Source organism: Sporofaciens sp. SGI.106, assembly GCF_050314255.1.
Classification (GTDB): Bacteria; Bacillota; Clostridia; order Lachnospirales; family Lachnospiraceae; genus Claveliimonas.
In genome coordinates this window covers 1-3,415 of record NZ_JBNPMZ010000039.1, presented here as the reverse complement: position 1 = coordinate 3,415, position 3,415 = coordinate 1, and the positions used below count along the sequence as shown (strand labels likewise).

The window sequence follows — 3,415 nt, the reverse complement described above, 5'->3', positions numbered from 1 at the left end:
AACCTTATGCCGATTTGACACTGATTCTCCGCGTAAATACGTGATTTTTGAAAATTTATCTCGGCATAATACAAGTAAAAATACCACTCTTTGTTATTCTGTAATCATTAAAAAGAAAGGAGTCAGAAACTCATGAATCTTGAAATGATTACAGAAGGATTAAAACAACTGTTACAGGAAAACAACTATACGCCTGCGACTATCCGCTTCTATGAAAGAGAATGGAATAAGATCCAATGCTTTCTTACGAAAGAATACGGAAATACCGAATACGACATGGAACGAGGGATTAAATATCTCGAAAACCAATACGGCTTCATCACTAAATATAATGATGGAACACTTTCTCAGCAGAGAGTTCAGCTTCTCCGTGTTGTTCATATGCTGGAAGACTATCGTCTTCACCGGGTGCTTACCAGAAGATACTATGCATCCAAAAATCCCATTACGCTGAATGTGTATTATTCAGCTGTATTTACGGATTATACGAATTTCCTGGATTCAACGGAATTGTCAGCGAGTACGGTCGGACATTATAAAAGCATTTCTATGGTTTTCATGGATTATCTCCAGCAACGGAAAATAGAATCGGCAAAAAGTATCACAATGGATATCTGCAATTCTTATCTGAAAACGCTGGCTGGCTATAGTTTTAAAACCATAGAGCTGAATGTTTGTGGAATCAGACACTTCCTGCGTTTTCTTTATTCGACCGAAGTCCTTGCCATTGATTATGCCGTAAATATCCATATGCCTGCTGTTTCTAAAAGTGCCAAAATACCTTCCGTATGGAAACTCGATGAACTGAAAGCAATGCTTGCGGCCATTGACAGGAACAGTCCTATAGGAAAACGTGACTATGCGATGATCCTTCTTGCGTGTGTTCTTGGTCTTCGGATTGGAGACATCAAAAATCTGCGTTTCCAGAACTTTAACTGGGAAGATAAAAAGCTGTCCCTCATACAGCACAAAACACATAAACCATTGACCTTGCCAATACCTGATGCAATAGGCTGGGCGGTGATTGATTATATCAAAAACGGACGCCCTCAGTATTATGAAACGGACCATGTGTTCCTGAAACATATGCCTCCATTTGATCCTATCGGTGACGAAAACCATATGCAGCAACAGCTTGTAAGATACATGAGGAAAGCAGGTATCGATCAGCGCACAAAAAAACATTCCGGATTTCATTCTTTAAGACATTCCGCCGGCTCCATGCTTCTAGAAATGGAAACACCGCTTCCGATCATTACAGATATCCTTGGGCACTCCGATTCCGATGTGACGGCTGTTTATCTGAAGACAGACCTGAAGAAACTGGCCGAATGTGTGCTTTCACCGGAGGATTCCTGCCATGAATAAAGAGGTCTATAACAGCATTTTTCAAAAGGAGATCCATGATCTTATAGAATTAAAACGTGCGCTTGGATTCTCTTATGAATCAGAGGCAGGTTCCCTGCGGCGCATTGACACTTTTTTATGTAAAAACAACCTTTCTGAAAAATGTATCACCAAAGAGCTGTGTGATCTATGGTGCAGAAAAAGAACTTATGAAACCGTTACGAATCAGGCAAGCCGCATCAGTATCATGCGTGTTTTCTGCAGATATCTCAACGATATAGGTATTCCGGCATATATTCCACCCAAGGGGATCACAAAAAAACGGATAAGATATGATGCACATATCTATACAGATGAGGAACTTCAGAGCTTTTTTGATGCAGTTGATAAAAGCAAGTCTGTGCCTGATTCCTGCCCATACCGCAGTGATGTTATGCCGGTCTTTTTCCGAATCCTATACACCAGTGGAATGCGTGTTTCGGAACTGCGTCTTGCCAGAATACGTGATATCAATCTCGAAGAAGGATATATCAATGTCCACGAGGCTAAAAACCATAAAGAAAGGCTTATTCCAATCCATCCTTTGCTTATAATTAAGTGTAAGGAACTAAAAGAAAAAATCCATGTCACTTCACCCGATGACGAATATTTCTTTATGATACTTCCGGGGAAACCAATGACCTTGGGGAATGTATATAAAAACTTCAGACGATATCTGGAGCAGGCTGGTATCTCCCACACCGGAAAAGGACCTCGTATTCATGACTTTCGCCACACTTATTGTGTGAACCTTCTCCGTAAATGGACTGATGAAGGAAAAGATCTTATTGCGTATCTTCCTTATATGCGGACAATGCTTGGACATGAAAGTTTTGAGGAAACAGCGTATTATATGAAACTTACGGCGGAACGGTTTCCATATATAAAAGAACGGATGAAGGAATCTTTTCCCGATCTGATCAAGGAGGCAGAGATCAATGAACACGAATTCTACTGATTTTGCCTGTCTGGTTACAGGATTTCTGACAGATTACCTGCCGCATCACAGATGCTATTCCAAGAATACCGTTCTCAGTTACAGGGATACCCTGAAACTGTTCCTGCGATTTTTAAAAGAAGAAAAAGGAATTTCACCGAATTCTTTTTATATCAAAGACTTCAAACGTGAGATTGTCATTGAATTTCTGGAATGGTATCGGAACAGTGGAGCTGGTATATCGGCTGCAAACCAAAGACTGGCTGCATTAAAAGCCTTCAGCGATTATGCACAACTGGAAAACATCGAATACATTGCCCCATTACAGAATGTCTCCGGGATCAAGGCCAAAAAGGCTACACCGAAAGAAGTATCTTTCCTGACGGTGAAACAAATGTCATCTCTTATCAACAGTCCTGATATTAATTCATCCACCGGATTCAGGCATCGGGTAATCCTGACACTTCTGTATGACAGTGGGTGTAGAGTCCAGGAATTGTGTGATATCACGATAGCAGATGTATCGTTAGGTTCTGTTACAACTGTAAGATTACACGGGAAAGGTAACAAGTATCGGACAGTCGTGTTATCAGATGCGACAGCAAAGCTTGTTGGAAACTATCTTAGCCGGTATCGTTCATACGCTGTTGGAACAGATCCGTTGATCACTAACCGTTATCATCACAAGATTGACCGTGATGGTATTTCTTATATCGTCAAAAAATATGCAGATGCACTTCATAAAGAAGATGTAACATTCCCGGAACATGTGCATTGCCATATGTTTCGGCACTCGAAGGCAATGCATATGTTGGAGGCTGGTATCAACATCGTCTATATCAGAGATTTTCTCGGACATGAAGATATTTCTACGACGATGATTTACGTAAGAGCTGATAACCGTCTGAAAAATGATGCAATCAATGCGCTTGCCCCTAAAGTTACTGACGAGACTAATATTCCTGACTGGAACAAAGACAAAGACCTTTTACAGTTCTTAAATTCCTTAAAATAGAGAAGTATTATGCCGAGTTCAGAACGTAAAAACACGGATAAATCCTACAAATACCGGACGTATCTCGGCATAACATC

At 40.6% G+C, this 3,415-nt stretch carries 3 protein-coding genes; all 3 read left to right on the top strand.

All coding sequences use genetic code 11. The features are described 5' to 3' along the window. The first annotated feature begins 132 nt into the window (after positions 1-132). From ACQRCC_RS15400 to ACQRCC_RS15390, 3 genes are read left to right on the top strand one after another with little or no spacing between them, the layout of a single operon-like run. Positions 133-1,368 (top strand): site-specific integrase, encoded by a 1,236-nt coding sequence (locus ACQRCC_RS15400; protein ID WP_427851627.1) that lies wholly within the window; start codon positions 133-135, stop codon positions 1,366-1,368. Beyond that, positions 1,361-2,344 carry a tyrosine-type recombinase/integrase gene (locus ACQRCC_RS15395; RefSeq protein WP_427851626.1) on the top strand — a complete coding sequence of 328 codons (984 nt, stop codon included), beginning with the start codon at positions 1,361-1,363 and terminating at the stop codon, positions 2,342-2,344. Before ACQRCC_RS15400 ends, ACQRCC_RS15395 begins: the two co-directional genes overlap by 8 nt. Then, complete coding sequence (locus ACQRCC_RS15390) at positions 2,325-3,338, top strand: tyrosine-type recombinase/integrase (RefSeq protein ID WP_427851625.1); 1,014 nt, start codon at positions 2,325-2,327, stop codon at positions 3,336-3,338. The genes ACQRCC_RS15395 and ACQRCC_RS15390 overlap by 20 nt, the downstream gene beginning before the upstream one ends. Positions 3,339-3,415 lie beyond the last annotated feature (77 nt).

Excerpts from the sequence above, each read along its gene's own strand:
- ACQRCC_RS15400 (WP_427851627.1), top strand. The coding sequence starts at position 133 with ATGAATCTTGAAATGATTACAGAAGGATTAAAACAACTGTTACAGGAA.
- ACQRCC_RS15395 (WP_427851626.1), top strand. The coding sequence starts at position 1,361 with ATGAATAAAGAGGTCTATAACAGCATTTTTCAAAAGGAGATCCATGAT.
- ACQRCC_RS15390 (WP_427851625.1), top strand. The coding sequence starts at position 2,325 with ATGAACACGAATTCTACTGATTTTGCCTGTCTGGTTACAGGATTTCTG.